The 14,593-nt window shown below is 71.6% G+C and carries 15 protein-coding genes and 1 pseudogene; 7 read left to right on the plus strand and 9 right to left on the minus strand.

Annotated features, from left to right (window positions below):
• Window positions 1-241: 241 nt before the first annotated feature.
• The 7 genes and pseudogenes from ACIBB8_RS17860 to ACIBB8_RS17890 form a co-directional block, all read right to left on the minus strand.
• Window positions 242-664, minus strand: coding sequence for a hypothetical protein (locus tag ACIBB8_RS17860; protein ID WP_398953072.1), 423 nt, complete (start codon window positions 662-664; stop codon window positions 242-244).
• A gap of 220 nt (window positions 665-884) precedes the next feature.
• A pseudogene (locus ACIBB8_RS17865) lies at window positions 885-1,172 on the minus strand (cytosine permease); the annotation flags it as partial.
• Window positions 1,097-1,276, minus strand: coding sequence for a hypothetical protein (locus tag ACIBB8_RS17870; RefSeq protein ID WP_398953114.1), 180 nt, complete (start codon window positions 1,274-1,276; stop codon window positions 1,097-1,099). The gene ACIBB8_RS17870 and the pseudogene ACIBB8_RS17865, both read right to left, overlap by 76 nt.
• A 37-nt stretch (window positions 1,277-1,313) precedes the next feature.
• Entirely contained in the window at window positions 1,314-2,270 is a 957-nt protein-coding gene (locus ACIBB8_RS17875; RefSeq protein WP_398953074.1) for an ABC transporter substrate-binding protein, read from the minus strand.
• A gap of 11 nt (window positions 2,271-2,281) precedes the next feature.
• Entirely contained in the window at window positions 2,282-2,944 is a 663-nt protein-coding gene (locus ACIBB8_RS17880) for an ABC transporter permease (RefSeq protein WP_398953076.1), read from the minus strand.
• A gap of 1 nt (window position 2,945) precedes the next feature.
• Window positions 2,946-3,587, minus strand: coding sequence for an ABC transporter permease (locus tag ACIBB8_RS17885; protein ID WP_398953078.1), 642 nt, complete (start codon window positions 3,585-3,587; stop codon window positions 2,946-2,948).
• Window positions 3,584-4,714, minus strand: coding sequence for an ABC transporter ATP-binding protein (locus tag ACIBB8_RS17890; protein WP_398953080.1), 1,131 nt, complete (start codon window positions 4,712-4,714; stop codon window positions 3,584-3,586). Before ACIBB8_RS17890 ends, ACIBB8_RS17885 begins: the two co-directional genes overlap by 4 nt.
• 141 nt (window positions 4,715-4,855) lie before the next feature.
• Between ACIBB8_RS17890 and ACIBB8_RS17895 the strand changes: the two genes are divergently transcribed.
• The 3 genes from ACIBB8_RS17895 (at window position 4,856) to ACIBB8_RS17905 (ending at window position 8,228) form a co-directional block, all read left to right on the plus strand.
• Window positions 4,856-6,433, plus strand: a complete 1,578-nt coding sequence (locus ACIBB8_RS17895; protein WP_398953110.1) for an aromatic amino acid ammonia-lyase — start codon at window positions 4,856-4,858, stop codon at window positions 6,431-6,433.
• On the plus strand, window positions 6,430-7,281 hold the full coding sequence (locus tag ACIBB8_RS17900) for a MurR/RpiR family transcriptional regulator (RefSeq protein ID WP_398953082.1): 852 nt from the start codon (window positions 6,430-6,432) through the stop codon (window positions 7,279-7,281). Before ACIBB8_RS17895 ends, ACIBB8_RS17900 begins: the two co-directional genes overlap by 4 nt.
• Window positions 7,282-7,640: 359 nt before the next feature.
• Entirely contained in the window at window positions 7,641-8,228 is a 588-nt protein-coding gene (locus ACIBB8_RS17905; protein ID WP_398953084.1) for a hypothetical protein, read from the plus strand.
• 16 nt (window positions 8,229-8,244) lie between these two features.
• Here the strand turns inward: ACIBB8_RS17905 and ACIBB8_RS17910 are convergent, their stop codons facing one another.
• Window positions 8,245-8,619, minus strand: a complete 375-nt coding sequence (locus ACIBB8_RS17910) for a hypothetical protein (RefSeq protein ID WP_398953086.1) — start codon at window positions 8,617-8,619, stop codon at window positions 8,245-8,247.
• Between the two features lie 77 nt (window positions 8,620-8,696).
• Window positions 8,697-9,086, minus strand: a complete 390-nt coding sequence (locus tag ACIBB8_RS17915) for a hypothetical protein (RefSeq protein WP_398953088.1) — start codon at window positions 9,084-9,086, stop codon at window positions 8,697-8,699.
• Window positions 9,087-9,368: 282 nt separating this feature from the next.
• On the opposite strand from ACIBB8_RS17915, the gene hutU reads away from it, so the two are divergent.
• The 4 genes from hutU to ACIBB8_RS17935 all read left to right on the plus strand — a co-directional run.
• A complete protein-coding gene (gene hutU / locus ACIBB8_RS17920; RefSeq protein ID WP_398953090.1) occupies window positions 9,369-11,027 on the plus strand; it encodes a urocanate hydratase in 1,659 nt (552 codons plus the stop codon).
• A 107-nt stretch (window positions 11,028-11,134) separates the two neighbouring features.
• Window positions 11,135-12,349 (plus strand): allantoate amidohydrolase, encoded by a 1,215-nt coding sequence (locus ACIBB8_RS17925; protein WP_398953112.1) that lies wholly within the window; start codon window positions 11,135-11,137, stop codon window positions 12,347-12,349.
• Window positions 12,340-13,725 carry a formimidoylglutamate deiminase gene (locus ACIBB8_RS17930; RefSeq protein ID WP_398953092.1) on the plus strand — a complete coding sequence of 462 codons (1,386 nt, stop codon included), beginning with the start codon at window positions 12,340-12,342 and terminating at the stop codon, window positions 13,723-13,725. The genes ACIBB8_RS17925 and ACIBB8_RS17930 overlap by 10 nt, the downstream gene beginning before the upstream one ends.
• A 32-nt stretch (window positions 13,726-13,757) precedes the next feature.
• On the plus strand, window positions 13,758-14,593 hold an 836-nt coding region (locus tag ACIBB8_RS17935), incomplete at its 3' end, for an amidohydrolase family protein (RefSeq protein ID WP_398953094.1).

The following is a 14,593-nucleotide window of genomic DNA, read 5'->3' on the forward strand; positions in this document are numbered from 1 at the left end:
CCGGCGCTGGCCCGGACCCGCGTCCCTCGTGGGGACCGCCGTCGTCCCGCCCCCCGGGAAACCGGGGGTGCGGCGGTCCCCACGACATACCTGTCGGCGCGTTCACCTGTTCGACGCGCTGGGCTCCCCTGTCCGGCGACGACATCGCCGATCAGGTCGCCCGGACCGCCGGCCGCCCGCGTCACGTCAACCTGAGCCGGCTGATCGTGCTGCCCACGCGCCAGGCGTGGCCGCCGGCCGCTCAGTCCTCCCAGTCGGACTTCGTGCGCTCATCAGAGCGCCGGAACAACGGCTGGCTACGGGCGGCCTGGGCGACATTCACCCCGACGATCCCCAGCCAGGCCACGACGAGCCCGTTGATCCCGGCGTTCGTGACCCCGATCGCGGACAGCGGGATGGCCAGGATCAAGGAGATGACCCCGAACCCGAACCGCTCACCGAAGTTCCCCACCGGCGGCTGTGGCGCCCGGGCCCCCCGGGCGACCACAATCTGCTGTTCGGCGAGATGCCGCCGCACCCGCCGGTCGAGCGTGACGTCGAGGCGCTGGTCCACCTTCTCCAGGAACGAGTCGATGAGCGCGGACTCGTACTCCGGCCCGAGTTCACTGCGGGCCTGCAGGGCGGCATTGAGCTCACTCTTGAGCTCCGGGTCGCGGGCTTCCATGTATCTACGGTACGAAGCGGAGGGGCCCGGGGCAGTGGGGCTAACCCCCCTCTTCGAAGCGCAGAGCCGCTCAGCCGGTGTGGATGCGGGGCGGGTCGTGTGCGGCGATCGCCGACGCGACGACGATCGCGAGCAACGGCACAGTGGCCGGGCGAGCGGCCGGGCTGAGAGCCTGTCGGGCGACACCTGATCGGGCGGTCGAAGGTCACCCGACAGGCTCTCAGGCCGCCGGGACCCGGTCCGTCGGCATGATGGTGGCGGCCGGGACGTAGGTGGTGTCGCGGCGGGCGAGCAGCCAGTACAGCAGGGCCGGTACGAGCAGGCCGACCATCCAGGAGATGTCCGCGCCGCCCAGCGGCTCCACCAGCGGGCCGGTGTAGAAGGTCGTCGCCAGGAAGGGAAGCTGGGCGACGATGCCGACGGCGTAGACCGTCAGTGCGTCCCAGCGTCAGGCGCCGTAGCGGCCGTCCGGGTCGGACAGAGCCGGGATGTCGTAGCGCTCGCGCGATGGTTCGCTCCGAGCCAGAGGGTGAACTGGGAGAACGCGGTGCCGTGCCGTTCGTCGTCCGGTACGACGTCGATCGAGCGGCGCTCGACGAGGGAGTCGGCCATCGGGGATTGCTCCTTTTCTCTTACTTTTCTGCCAGGCCTACTTCTCTGCCAGGCCGTGCGCCGCGGCCCAGTCGTGCGCCACGTCCTCCGGGTCCTTCTTGTCCTTGTCCACCAGACGGTTCAGCTCCGTGAGGTCCTTTGTCGTGAGGGTGGCGCCCAGGCGGGCCAGTGCCCTGCGGACCGTGGAGTCCGCCGCGCGGTCCGCGATCAGGGGGACCACGTGCTGGCCGGGGATCAGGTTCTTGGGGTCGGTGAGGACCACCCAGCCCTCGGCGGTGATGTCCGTGTCGGTGGTGAAGAGGTTGGCGACGTCCACATCGCCCTTCTTCAGGGCCCCCTTGACCAGCGGGCCGGAGGAGTCCAGCGACTTGAACTCCTTGAACTCGACTCCGTACACGTCCTTCAGACCGACCGCCCCGACCGTCCGCTTCTTCACCTCGGGGGCCGCGCCGATGACCAGCTTGCCGTTCTGCTTCGCCAGGTCGGCAAGGGAGGTCAGGCCGTACTTCCTGGCGGTGCCCGGTGTGACGACGAAGGCGTCCGAGTCCTCCGCCATGCCGTACGGGAGGATCTGGAGGCCCTTGGGGAGGGCGATGGCCAGGGCGTTCTGCATCTCGCCCTCCTCGGTGGCCTTCGCCTTCGGGTCGAGGTAGTGCAGGAGGGCGCCCTGGTACTCGGGGAGCAGATCGATGTCGCCACCCTCGAGGGCGGGGATGAGGATCTCGCGGGTGCCCAGGTTGGCGCGGACCTTTGTCTTCACTCCGGCGGCCTGCAGGGCTTCGGCGTACAGGTAACCGAGCACCTGGTTCTCGGTGAAGTTGGCCGTGCCGATGGTGACGCCGCCGGCGCTGGAGCCGCCACCGGTGCCACCGCCGCCCTGGCCGTCCAGCGAGGTGATGCCACTGCTGCAGGCTGCGAGCGCGGGGACTGCGGCCGCGGCGAGGAGGCCGCCCAGCAGGGAGCGGCGGGTGGTGCTGCGGGGAGTGCGGGTCATGGGTGGTCTCCTCAGGCGGTGCGGTGACGGAAGAGGATGCGCTGCAGCCCGGACAGGGCCAGGTCCAGGACGACGGCCACGACCGCCACCAGGACCGCGCCGCCCAGGACCTGGACGAGGTCGCGCTGGGCCAGGCCGTCGAAGACGTACCGGCCCAGGCCGCCGAAGCTGACGTACGCGGCGACCGTGGCGGTGGCGACGACCTGGATCAGGGCCAGGCGCAGGCCGGTCATGATCAAGGGGAGGGCAAGGGGGAGTTCCACCTGCCACAGGATCTGGTGGCCGCGCATGCCCTGGCCGCGGGCGGCGTCCTTGACCTCCGGGTCGACGGCGGTCATGCCGGCGTAGGTGTTGGTGACGATCGACGGGACGGCGAGCGCGACCAGTGCCACGTACACCGGGGTCATCGACAGCCCGCTGGCCAGGAAGACGAGCACCACCAGACCGACCGTGGGCAGCGCCCGGCCGAATGACGAGAGGTTGATGGCGAGGAAGGCGCCGCGCCCCGTGTGGCCGATGAGCAGACCGATCGGGAGGGCGATCACCGTCGCGATCAGGGTGGCGAGGAGCGAGTACTGGAGATGCTCGGTGAGGCGGTGGGCGATGCCCTCCGGGCCCTGCCACTGCTCGGCGCCGGTCAGCCAGGTGCCGAGGTCCGCGAAGAGTTCGTACATGTCAGGCCCTCTTCCGCTTCCAGGGGGTGAGCGCGTACTGCACGGCGACCAGCAGGGCGTCCGCGATCAGTGCGAGCAGCAGGGTCAGGGCGATGCCGACGATCACCGGGGTGGGGAAGTTGCGCTGGAACCCGTCGGTGAAGAGCTGGCCGAGACCGCCGTCGCCGATGTACGTGGCCACGCTGACCAGCGAGATCGACATGACCGTGGCGATCCGTACGCCCGCCATGATCACGGGGAGGGCGAGGGGGAGCTCGATGGTGAGCAGGATGCGCAGAGGGCGGGTCCCCATCGCCTTGGCGGCCTCACGGGTGCGCGCCGGGACGGAGTCGAGGCCCTCGACCGTGTTGCGGAGCAGGACGACCAGTGTGTAGACGGTCAGGCCGATCACCGTGGTGGTGCGGGTGAGGCCCGAGACCGGCAGCAGGAGCACGAAGACCGCGATGGACGGGATCGTGAAGAGAATGTTCGACAGCCCCAGGAGGAAGCCGCGCAGGGGGCGTACCCGGTGGGCGAGGACGGCCAGCGGGAGCGAGATCAGCAGGCCGAGGAGTACGGCGGTCAGGGCGGCCTGGAGGTGGGAGACGGTCAGGGTGGCGAGATCGCTCGCGTGGTCGGATATCCACGACCAGTCGATGGTCATGCGCTGCCCTTTCCGGCCGGGACCGTCGCGGGCCGAGGGGGCTCGGCCGCTGCGGAGTGGGCGGCGCCCGCCCGGGCGTGCACGGCCTCGCGTGCGGTGACCCCGGTCAGGACGCCGGCGTCGTCGATCCTGGCTATCAGTCCGGCCGGTGAGGCGACCGATTCGTTCAGCGCGGAGAGCAGCGAGTCCGTGTCGCGCAGCGGTCGTACGGGGACGAGCGCGGCGTCCCCCGCCCGGCCCGGCCCGGTGGCTGCCGGGTCGAGCCAGCCGAGGGGCTCGCCCTTGGCGGAGACGACCAGTTGCCAGTCGGTGCGCCCGGCGGGCGCGGTTTCGTCGGCCCGCACCGTTGTCGCCGGTTGCCGGGGGAGGTCCGCGAGCGTGCTCAACGAGAGCAGTTTCAGGCCGCGTTCGGCTCCCAGGAAGTCGGCGACGAAGTCGTCGGCCGGGCGGGCGAGGAGTTCGGCGGGCGGTGCGCACTGCACGAGATGGCCGCCGGTACGGAAGACGGCGATCCGGTCGCCGAGCCGCACCGCCTCGTCGATGTCATGGGTGACGAAGACGATGGTCTTGTTCAGCTCCTGCTGGAGGCGGAGCAGCTCGTCCTGGAGCTGAGTCCGCACGACGGGGTCGACCGCGCCGAACGGCTCGTCCATCAGCAGGACCGGCGGATCGGCGGCGAGCGCGCGGGCCACGCCGACGCGCTGCTGCTGGCCCCCGGAGAGCTGGTGCGGGTAGCGCTTGGCGGCGTCGGCCGGAAGCCCGACCGTCTCCAGCAGCTCGGCCGCGCGGGCCCGGGCGCGCTTGCGTCCGTGGCCCAGCAGCAGCGGGACCGTGGCGATGTTGTCGAGGATCGTGCGGTGCGGAAAGAGTCCGGCCTGCTGGATGACGTAACCGATGCCCCGCCGGAGTTCGGCGGCGTCCGCTTCGAGGATGTTCCGGCCGCCGAGCGTGATCGTGCCGGAGCTCGGATCGACCATCCGGTTGATCATCCGGAGAGTGGTGGTCTTGCCGCAGCCGGACGAACCGACCAGGACCGTGATGCCGCCCTCCGGCATGGTGAGGCTGAGCTCATGAACTGCCGTCGTGCCGTTCGGGAAGCGCTTGTTCACTGCGTCGAATTTGATCATCAGTCGTCCCTTGCCCCGGCTGCATATAGTCATGCAGAGTTCTCGTTGACTGAATAGGTTGTCAATGCCTTGGGGTAAAACACTGGTGACAGAATCCCGAAGGGCAGGACCGAGTGTCCCGATTGGGAGTGTTCGCGCATGATGTCGTCCCACATGATGGACTCCTCGCCTTTCGGTGGCTGGGCCGCGGACCATGCCGTCTCCATCGTCGAGCTCGACGGGGAGACCCTCCCCGTCGCCGATGTCGTCCGGATTGCCCGCGGCGCCGCCCGGCCCGTGCCGGGCGCCGAGGCGATGAAGCGGGTCGACCGGTCCTGGGCGGCCGCCCGGGAACTCGCCGCGACCGGGCGGGTGTACGGGCGATCCACCGGGGTCGGCGCCAACCGCAACGAGGAGGTCCCGACCGAGGCCGCCGCCGACCACGGGCTTCGGTTGCTGCGCAGCCACGCCGGGGCCATCGGCGAGCCGCTGCCCGCCCGCGAGGTCCGCGCGATGCTCGCCGTGCGCGCCAATCAGCTGCTCGCGGGCGGCGCCGGGCTGCGGCCCACCGTCGTCACCGCGCTCTGTGAGGCGCTGGAGGCGGGGGCGCACCCGGTGATCAACGAGTTCGGTTCGGTCGGCACCGGGGACATCGCCGCCCTCGCCCAGGCCGGCCTCGCGCTCGCCGGGGAGCACCCCTGGCAGGGGCCCGGCGCCGCCCCCGAACCCCAGCCGCTCGACAACAACGACGCCCTCGCCCTGATCAGCAGCAACGCCCTCACCCTCGGTCAGGCCGCCCTCGCGCTCGACGAGCTGCGCCGGCTCGTCACCGTCACCGAGGTGGTCGCCGCGCTCTCGCTGCTCGCGGTCGACGGTTCGTACGAGGCGTACGCCGAACCGGTCCACGCCGCCCGTCCGCACCCCGGCTCCTACCGGGTCGCTGCGCGGATGCGGCAGCTGCTCGGTGTCCCCGACCGCCCGGGGCCCCCGCTCGGCCGGATTCAGGACCCGTACGGCTTCCGCTGTCTGCCGCAGATCCACGGGCCCGCGCAGGACGCCGCCGACGCGCTCGAACAGGTCCTCGCCATCGAGATCAACGCGGCCGCCGAGAACCCGCTGATCTGCCCGGACGCCGGTCTCAACGACAGCCCCGCCGCCTACCACCACGGCGGTTTCTACATGGCCCAACTCGCCCTGGCACTGGACCACTTCAGGCTCGCTGTCGTGCAGGTCGCGCGGCTCTCGACCTCCCGGCTCTCGGCGCTCAACGAGCCGTCCTTCACCCGGCTGAGGCCCTTTCTCGCCGATGGTGAACCCGCTTCCTCGGGCGTGATGATCCTGGAGTACGCGGCCGGAGCCGCCCTGGGCGATCTGCGGGCGTTCGCCGCGCCCGCCTCGCTCGGCCACGCCGTGCTGTCCCGGGGCGTGGAGGAGCAGGCGAGTTTCGCCTCGCTGGCGGCCCGCCAGACGCTGCGCGTGTGCGGCGCCTACCGGCAGGTCGTCGCCTGTGAACTCGTCTCCGCCGTAAGGGCGTTGCGGCTGCGCGATCTGCGGCCGGATCCCGGCCTGCCGGTCGGGCGGGCGTTCGAGCTGGCCGATTCGCTGCTCGAAGGGGAGTTTGCGGACCGGCCGCTCACCGATGATGTGAAGGCGGCGGCCGGGGAGCTGCTCGACCGCTGCACGGACCTGTGGAACACCGATCTCACCAGCACCAGCACCAGCACTTGGGGGACAGCATGAACGGGAGCAGCCCGGCCGCGCGGTTGCAGCAGCTCTTCGAGGGGCACCGGCTCACGCCCACGCAGCGGCGGATCGCGCACTCGATGGTGCGCAGGGCCGGGGACGTCCCGTTCCTGTCGAGTGTGGAGCTGGCCGAGCTCGCCGGGGTCAGCCAGCCGTCCGTCACCCGGTTCGCCGTCGCGCTCGGGTTCGACGGGTATCCGGCGCTGCGCAGGTATCTGCGGGAGGTCGCGCCCGGCCCCGCGGAGGGAGGTGCGGGCACCGCCGCCGACACGTACAACGAGTACCAGCAGGCCGTACGCGCCGAGATCGAGAACCTGCAGCACCTCGCCGAACTCCTCGCCGACCCCACTCCGGTCGAGCGGGCGGGGCGGCTGCTTGCCGCGTCGCGCCCGCTGCCGGTGCTCGGGCTGCGCGCCTCCTCCTCGCAGGCGCGGGGCTTCGGCTACTTCGCCGCCAAGGTCCACCCGGACGTGCGAGTGCTCGACGAGGGCGGCACCATGCTGCACGACCGGATCGACGCCGCGCGCCGGGCGGGGGCGAGCGCGCTGGTCTGCTTCGCGCTGCCGCGCCATCCCAGGGAGGTTGTGGACGCGCTCGCGTACGCCCAGGAGCAGGGACTGGCCGTGGTGTCGGTCGCCGATTCAGCGTTCGCCCCGGTGGCCAAACACAGCGACCTGCTGATTCCCGCGGCCGTCGGCACCGGACTTGCCTTCGACACGGCGTGCGCGCCGATGCTGCTGGGGCGAGTGCTGCTGGAGGCGATGTGCGACGACCTGCCGGACGCGCAGGCGCGACTGGAGGAGTTCGACGCGCGGGCGGCGGCGCGCGGGCTGTTCGTGGAATGAGGGCGTGACGCGCGGGATGTGGCTGCCGGGCTGCCCGGCGGGGTGAGCGCCCGTGGGCTGTCGAGGGCACCCGGGGGACCGGACGGTCACGCCGACGCCGACGCCGACGCCGACGCCGGGGCTGCGGCCGGGCGGGCGGTCGTCGGCGTCCGGACCGTGATCGCTTCCGGCGTCGGCGGACCCGGAAATTCACCGGCCGGGAACGGCGCCGCGGAGGCGAGTCCGCCTGCACCGGGGGCGGGGACGGCCAGGCGGGTGTCCGGTGCTGAGGGAAGTCCGGCCGGTGGTCGGCACTCCTCGCCGATTCTCAGACACCGCTCAGATACGGCCGTTAATCTGCGCCCCGAGAATCAGCATCGATGGCTGTCGAGAGGGGTACGGACGTGGGGCGCGGAGCGCAGTCGCTGGCGAGGGTGGCGGTGATCGTACGAGCCGGAGCCGTACCGCTGTGGTGGTCGGGGCTGCTCGCCGCAGCCGTCAGTGCGCTCGTCCCGGGGCTCACCGGCCGTCGGATCGGACTGCTCGCCGGAGCCGCGCTCTTCCTGATCACCGCGGTTGTGGTGGCGCTCGCACGGGGGCGCAGGTACGCGGAGCTGGCGAGAGCCGCCACCCGTGCCGGGCGGACGGACTTCCTCCAGGACCGGGCCGTGACCGTACGCAACTGGCGGCGCGGGCACCGGTGGTGGCTGCTGGGCGGGTTTCTCGTGGCGATCGCCGGAGGGTTCCTGCTACCCGGCGCCGGTGGGCTGATGCTTGCGGGTGCAGGGGCCGGCCTCTGGGCCAAGTCCGTCCGGATCGGGCAGCGGGAGCGCAAGGACGACGTCCTGTACTGGGTGCGGACCGACTGGGTGGAGAAGGGGCGGCCCGCGGGCAAGCGGGTCGCGGCGTACCGGACGACCGGGCCGGCGGCGGGCGACGCCGCGCCCGGCGGGGCGCGGCGTCGCTGAGGGCGTCCCGCGGAGGTCAGACCTCCAGTTCGGCCTCGATCCGCTTCAGCTGGTGGCGGGCCATCGCCAGGTTGGCGCGGCCGCCGTCCAGCACCAGGTAGAGGAAGAGACCGTTGTTGCCGCGCGCCCTGAGCAGCCGGATCAGGTGGTACTGGGTGCCGAGGGTGATCAGGATGTCCTCGATCTCGTCCTTGATGCCGAGATGTTCCATGGTGCGGAGTTTGGCGCGTACGACATCCGTGTTGCCCGCGGCAGCGACCTCCAGGTTGAAGTCCTTGCCACCGCCGAGGGTGCCCAGCGCCATGCCGCTGGTGTAGTCGACGAGTGCGACACCGATGGTGCCCTCGATGGACGTCATTGCTTCCTTGAGTGACGCTTCGGTGTTGGCCATGAGTGCTCGTTTCCTTTCCTTGCCGGCCGAGGTGACCGGCTCCGTTTTCTGGCGTTCCTGGTGCGGCGTGACTGGTGCTACGTGCGGTGCGCCAGGTTGCCGTCGGAGCGGTCGAGCCACAGATGCAGGAAGACGCTGCTGTCGAAGGCCGTCTCGACGAATCGGATGATGTGGTAGCCGGCGCGGGTGGTGACGATGACGTCTTCCACCGGCGGCGCGGCGCCCGTCGCGGTAACGTCGTTTCCGCCCGGGCCTGTTAAGGGCTCCGGGACCGAGAGGGCGAACACGGGCTGCTCCGCCGCCATGCGTGCCACCTCGGCCGTCTCGGCGGCGGTCGCCTCGTGATCGCCGTTGGGCGAGTCGCCGATGGTGCCTAGGGCGAGACCGCTCGTCCAGTCGACCACCGCGGCGCCGCGGGCACCGGGCAGCCTCATGACTTCGAGCAGGCACTCGTCGATTCCGGGCACGCGGACTCCCTCCCGATCTGACGTGCGGCTGTGACCGAGAGGCTACGCAACGTGCCTGCCCCAGGTGGGAGTTCTGGCATTTTCCATTGGTACATGCGGAAGGCGATCGGAAACGGTCGGACCCGCTGTCGCCCTTGTCGTGTTCTGTCCGCGCCATGTCCTGTCGGCGTTCGGCGCCGTATCACGCCTTCGGGGCAGGTCTTTCGGGCGCGCCTGTTGACTACAAGTATTCAGAGCAGCAGGATGTGAATAGAAGCAACACAGTCGCGAGGAGGCATTGCCATGTCAGGACCCCGCCCCGTACGGGCACCGCGCGGTACCGAACTGAGCGCCCTGGGATGGCAGCAGGAAGCCGCCCTCCGCATGCTGCAGAACAATCTCGACCCCGAGGTCGCCGAGCACCCCGACAAGCTCGTCGTCTACGGCGGCACGGGCAAGGCGGCCCGCGACTGGCGTTCGTTCGACGCGATGGTGCGCACGCTGCAGACGCTCAAGCAGGACGAGACGATGCTCGTCCAGTCCGGGCGCCCGGTCGGTGTCATGCAGACCCACGAGTGGGCGCCGCGCGTCCTGATCGCCAACTCCAATCTGGTGGGCGACTGGGCGAACTGGGAGGAGTTCCGCCGCCTGGAGGCGCTCGGACTCACCATGTACGGCCAGATGACGGCCGGGTCGTGGATCTACATCGGTACGCAGGGCATCCTGCAGGGCACGTACGAGACGTTCGCCGCCGTCGCCGCCAAGAAGTTCAATGGGACGCTGGCCGGGACGATCACCCTGACCGCCGGACTCGGCGGCATGGGCGGCGCCCAGCCGCTCGCCGTGACCATGAACGACGGCGTGGCGATCTGTATCGACTGCGACCCGCGCGCCATCGAGCGCCGCATCGAGCACCGCTACCTCGATGTGCGCGCCGACTCCCTGGAGCACGCGCTCCAGCTCGCCACCGAAGCGCGCGACGCGCGCAAGCCGCTCTCCATCGGGCTGCTCGGCAACGCGGCGGAGCTGCTGCCCCGGATGCTCGCCGAGGGCGCCCCGATCGACATCGTCACCGACCAGACCAGCGCGCACGACCCGCTCGCGTACCTCCCGATCGGCGTCGACTTCGACGACATGGCCTCGTACGCCGCCGAGAAGCCCGCCGACTTCACGCAGCGGGCGCGCGAGGCGATGGCCAAGCACGTCGAGGCGATGGTCGGCTTCATGGACGCCGGGGCCGAGGTCTTCGACTACGGCAACTCGATCCGCGGCGAGGCCCAGCTCGCGGGCTACGACCGGGCATTCGACTTCCCCGGGTTCGTCCCCGCGTACATCCGGCCGCTGTTCTGCGAGGGCAAGGGCCCGTTCCGCTGGGCCGCGCTGTCCGGCGAGGCGTCGGACATCCACAAGACCGACAAGGCGATGCTCGAACTCTTCCCGGAGAACGAGTCGCTGCACCGGTGGATCAAGATGGCCGGCGAGCGCGTCCACTTCCAGGGGCTGCCCGCCCGGATCTGCTGGCTCGGCTACGGCGAGCGCGACCGCGCCGGTGAGCGGTTCAACGACATGGTGGCCTCCGGCGAACTGGCCGCACCGCTGGCGATCGGCCGCGACCACCTGGACTGCGGATCGGTGGCGTCCCCGTACCGCGAGACCGAGGCGATGCTCGACGGGTCCGACGCGATCGCGGACTGGCCGCTGCTGAACGCCATGGTCAACGTGGCGTCCGGCGCCTCCTGGGTCTCCATCCACCACGGCGGCGGCGTCGGGATGGGGCGCTCCATCCACGCCGGTCAGGTGACCGTGGCCGACGGTACGAAGCTGGCGGGCGAGAAGATCCGCCGGGTGCTGACGAACGACCCGGGGATGGGGGTCATCCGGCACGTCGACGCGGGGTACGACATTGCGGAGTCCGTTGCCGCGGACAAGGGCGTGCGGATTCCCATGACGGAGGGGCAGTGAGCCTGCCGGGCGGAAGCGGTTCCGTGGGCGCCGAGGGTTTCCCGGCGCCCGCCCTCCCCCATGGCCCGCAGGGACCGGGAGGGGACGGGCAGCCGTCCTTCCAGGCCATGTGGAAGGAACTTGCCCCCATCGGGCGCCACCCCGAGAGCGGTGGGTACCGGCGGTACGCCTGGACCGGCGCCGACGCCGACTGCCGGGTCTGGTTCCGGGAGCAGGCCGAAGCGCGTGGGCTCGGGTACGAGGTCGACCGGAACGGGAATCAGTGGGCCTGGCTCGGGGATCCGCTCGGTGACGACGCCGTCGTCACCGGGTCGCACCTCGACTCCGTGCCCGACGGCGGTGCGTTCGACGGGCCGCTCGGCGTGGTCTCCTCCTTCGCGGCGCTCGACGAACTCCGCTGCAGAGGAGCCCAGTTCACCCGACCGTTCGCCATCGCCAACTTCGGTGACGAGGAAGGGGCCCGGTTCGGGCTCGCCTGTGTCGGGTCCCGGCTCGCCGCCGGGCAGTTGACCGTCGAGAAGGCGCACCAGCTCAGCGACGGCGACGGCATCACACTGCCGCAGGCCATGGAGGCGGCCGGGTACGACCCCGACGCCATCGGCCCGGACCCCGAACGGCTGGCCCGCATCGGCGCGTTCGTCGAGCTCCATGTCGAGCAGGGGCGCTCCCTCGACCTCACCGGCGACCCGGTCGGTATCGCTTCCGCGATCTGGCCGCACGGCCGCTGGCGGTTCGACTTCCGGGGCGAGGCCAACCACGCGGGGACCACCCGGCTCGTCGACCGGCGCGACCCGATGCTCACCTACGCGGAGACCGTGCTGGCCGCCCGCCGCGAGGCGGAGCTCACCGGCGCTCTCGCCACCTTCGGGAAGATCGCCGTCGAGCCGAACGGTGTCAACGCCATCCCCTCCCTCGTCCGTGGCTGGCTCGATTCGCGCGCCGCCGACCAGGACACCCTCGACGCCGTCGTCACCGGCATCGAGCGGGTCGCCCGGGAGCACGCCGAGCGTGCGGGCATCGATCTCGATGTCGTACGGGAGTCCTTCACGCCCGTCGTGGAGTTCCAGCACGCCCTGCGTGACGAACTCGGCAAGATCCTGACCTGCCGGGGCGGCGGCGACGCGGGCCGCGCCGTGCCCGTCCTGGGCACCGGCGCCGGACATGACGCGGGTATTTTGTCCGCTTCGGTCCCTACCGCCATGCTGTTCGTACGGAACCCCACCGGGATCTCGCACTCGCCGGCCGAGTACGCCGCCGAGGACGACTGCACCGCCGGGGTGATCGCACTCGCCGATGTACTGGAAGGTCTCGCGTGCAGCTGACAACGACACCGACGGGCGCGCGCCGCACCGCGACGTTCTGGATGTCCCACGCCTGGCTCGGCACCCATGTCGAGCCGGGCGTCGCCCTGGACGTCGCCGACGGGCGGATCGCCGGGATCCGCACCGGCGTCGACGCCCCGCCGCCGGGCGCCACCGTGCTGCGGGGGCTCACGGTGCCCGGTCTCGCCAACACCCACTCGCACGCCTTCCACCGCGCCCTGCGCTCCACCGTCCAGGTGGGCTCCGGCACCTTCTGGACCTGGCGCGAGCTCATGTACCAGGTCGCGTCCCGGCTCACCCCCGATACGTACTACGACCTGGCCCGTGCCGTGTACGCCGAGATGGCGCTGGCAGGCATCACCGCGGTGGGCGAGTTCCACTATCTGCACCACGCGCCCGGCGGAGCCCCGTACACCAACCCCAACGCGATGGGCGAAGCCCTGATCGCCGCCGCCGGCGCGGCCGGGATCCGGATCACCCTGCTGGACACGGCCTATCTCGCCGCGGGATTCGGGCAGCGGGCCGGCCAGTACCGGGAGCCCGACCAGCACCAGCTGCGCTTCTCCGACACCACCGCGGACGCCTGGGCCGAACGCGCCTCCCTGCTCAAGGGCAGCGACCACGCCCTGATCGGCGCGGCCGTCCACTCCGTACGCGCGGTGCCCGCCGGGCAGCTCGCGACCGTGGCGGAGTGGGCCGAGGAGCGGCAGGCGCCCCTCCATGTCCATCTCTCCGAACAGACCGCGGAGAACGACGCCTGCCAGGCCACCCACGGCTGTTCGCCCACCCGGCTCCTCGCCGACCACGGGGTCCTCGGCCCGCGCACCACCGGCATCCACAACACCCACCTCAGCAGTGAGGACATCGCGCTGCTCGGCGTCTCGGCCACCGGCACCTGCATGTGCCCCACGACCGAACGTGACCTCGCCGACGGCATCGGACCCGCCGTCGCCCTGCAGCGCGCCGGCTCGCCGCTCTCCCTCGGGAGCGACAGCCACGCCGTGATCGACCTCTTCGAAGAGGCCCGCGCGATGGAGCTCAACGAGCGTCTGCGCACCCATACCCGCGGCCACTGGACGGCCGCCGCACTGCTGCGCGCCGCCACCGTCGACGGGCACGCCGCCCTCGGCCGGTCCGACGCGGGCACCCTGGAACCGGGCGCGCTCGCCGACTTCACCACCGTCGCCCTGGACTCCGTCAGAACAGCGGGACCGGTGCCCCGACTGGCCGCCGAAGCAGTCGTATTCGCCGCCTCCGCGGCCGATGTGCGTCATACGGTCGTGGCAGGCCGGCACATCGTCCGCGACGGGCAGCACACGCTCGTCGAGGACGTCCCCGCAGCACTCGCCTCAGCCATCGCCGTCCTGCACGGCTGACCCCGGACCCTCGCAAGGAGAGCATTCCCCCGATGACGACGACCACCATCACCAACATCGCCAGTCTGGTCACCAACGACCCCTCCCTCGGTGACGGTTCCCCCCTGGGCCTGATCCTGGACGCGGCCGTCGTCATCGAGGGCGACCGGGTCGTCTGGACCGGTGAATCAAGCAAAGCACCCGCCACTGACAACGCCGTCGACGCGGGCGGCCGCGCGGTGATCCCGGGATTCGTCGACTCCCACTCCCATCTCCTCTTCGCGGGCGACCGCACCGAGGAGTTCAACGCCCGGATGTCCGGCCGCCCCTACACCGCGGGCGGTATCCGGACCACGGTCGCCGCCACCCGTGCCGCCACCGACGACGAGCTGGACGCCAACGTCGTCCGCTATCTCGCCGAGGCGCTCCGCCAGGGCACCACCACGTTCGAGACCAAGTCCGGCTACGGGCTCACCGTCGAGGACGAGGCCCGCGCCCTGCGCATCGCCGCCCGCCACACCGACGAGGTCACCTACCTCGGCGCCCACGTCGTCCCCCCGGACTACGCCGACGATCCCGCCGGGTACGTCGAGCTGGTCACCGGGCCGATGCTCGACGCCTGTGCCCCGCACGCCCGTTGGGTCGACGTGTTCTGCGAGAAGGGCGCGTTCGACGGCGACCAGGCCCGCGCGATCCTGACCGCGGGCATGGCCAAGGGCCTGCACCCCCGGGTCCACGCCAACCAGCTCACCCACGGCCCCGGGGGGGCCCCCCCCCCCCGGGGGGGCCCCGCCCCCCCCCCCCCCCCGCCCCCCCCCCCCCCCCCCGCCGCCGCCCCCCCCCCCCCCCGCCCCCCCCCCCCCCCCCCCCCCCCCCCCCCCCCCCCCCC

Source organism: Streptomyces sp. NPDC051286 (assembly GCF_044455345.1).
Taxonomy (GTDB): Bacteria; Actinomycetota; Actinomycetes; order Streptomycetales; family Streptomycetaceae; genus Streptomyces.

Excerpts from the sequence above, each read along its gene's own strand:
- ACIBB8_RS17860 (WP_398953072.1), bottom strand. The coding sequence starts at position 664 with ATGGAAGCCCGCGACCCGGAGCTCAAGAGTGAGCTCAATGCCGCCCTG.
- ACIBB8_RS17870 (WP_398953114.1), bottom strand. The coding sequence starts at position 1,276 with ATGGCCGACTCCCTCGTCGAGCGCCGCTCGATCGACGTCGTACCGGAC.
- ACIBB8_RS17875 (WP_398953074.1), bottom strand. The coding sequence starts at position 2,270 with ATGACCCGCACTCCCCGCAGCACCACCCGCCGCTCCCTGCTGGGCGGC.
- ACIBB8_RS17880 (WP_398953076.1), bottom strand. The coding sequence starts at position 2,944 with ATGTACGAACTCTTCGCGGACCTCGGCACCTGGCTGACCGGCGCCGAG.
- ACIBB8_RS17885 (WP_398953078.1), bottom strand. The coding sequence starts at position 3,587 with ATGACCATCGACTGGTCGTGGATATCCGACCACGCGAGCGATCTCGCC.
- ACIBB8_RS17890 (WP_398953080.1), bottom strand. The coding sequence starts at position 4,714 with ATGATCAAATTCGACGCAGTGAACAAGCGCTTCCCGAACGGCACGACG.
- ACIBB8_RS17895 (WP_398953110.1), top strand. The coding sequence starts at position 4,856 with ATGTCGTCCCACATGATGGACTCCTCGCCTTTCGGTGGCTGGGCCGCG.
- ACIBB8_RS17900 (WP_398953082.1), top strand. The coding sequence starts at position 6,430 with ATGAACGGGAGCAGCCCGGCCGCGCGGTTGCAGCAGCTCTTCGAGGGG.
- ACIBB8_RS17905 (WP_398953084.1), top strand. The coding sequence starts at position 7,641 with ATGGCTGTCGAGAGGGGTACGGACGTGGGGCGCGGAGCGCAGTCGCTG.
- ACIBB8_RS17910 (WP_398953086.1), bottom strand. The coding sequence starts at position 8,619 with ATGGCCAACACCGAAGCGTCACTCAAGGAAGCAATGACGTCCATCGAG.
- hutU (WP_398953090.1), top strand. The coding sequence starts at position 9,369 with ATGTCAGGACCCCGCCCCGTACGGGCACCGCGCGGTACCGAACTGAGC.
- ACIBB8_RS17925 (WP_398953112.1), top strand. The coding sequence starts at position 11,135 with ATGTGGAAGGAACTTGCCCCCATCGGGCGCCACCCCGAGAGCGGTGGG.